The 548-nt window shown below is 63.9% G+C and carries 1 protein-coding gene; it reads right to left on the reverse strand.

What is annotated here, in order from left to right; translation table 11 throughout:
* On the reverse strand, window positions 1–548 hold a 548-nt coding region (locus tag LU493_RS19480), incomplete at both ends, for a VCBS domain-containing protein (RefSeq protein WP_275289463.1).

Raw genomic sequence — 548 nt, forward strand, 5'->3', positions numbered from 1 at the left:
TCGCTGCCGTCGATGGTGATGGTCAGGGTGGCGTCGTCAGCATCGGTATCGCCGTCGGTCAGCGTATAGGTGAACGCTTCCTCCAGCGTGTCGCCCTCGCTCAGGCCCTGGACGTCCAGGTTGGTATTGTCCAGCGCGTAGGTATAGCTGCCATCGGCCTCGATCGTCAGGGTGCCGTACTCGCCGTCGACCACCAGGGTATCGGTGCCGCTGGCACTGTTGCCGGGGACATTGGTGCTTTCCACCGCCGTCACCGTGGCACCATCGGCGCCCTCGGTATCGGCGACATCGCCGGCGGATGCCGTATCACCACCGATCACATTGCCGCTGGTCTCGACGGTGCTGGCGGTGTCGTCGCCTTCGGTGACGCTATTGGTGTCGTCCTCGGCGGTCGGCGCGTCATCGACGATCTGGATATTCAGATCACCGCTGTCGGTCGAGCCATCCTCGTCGGTGGCCGTCACAGTGACACTGTCCAGCAGGTCCTCGACGTCCTCGCTCGGCGCATTGGTCAGCTCATAGCTGTAGTCGAGGGTGATGGTGCCGTC

The sequence above is a fragment of the Halomonas elongata genome (assembly GCF_029081005.1).
Classification (GTDB): Bacteria; Pseudomonadota; Gammaproteobacteria; order Pseudomonadales; family Halomonadaceae; genus Halomonas; species Halomonas elongata_B.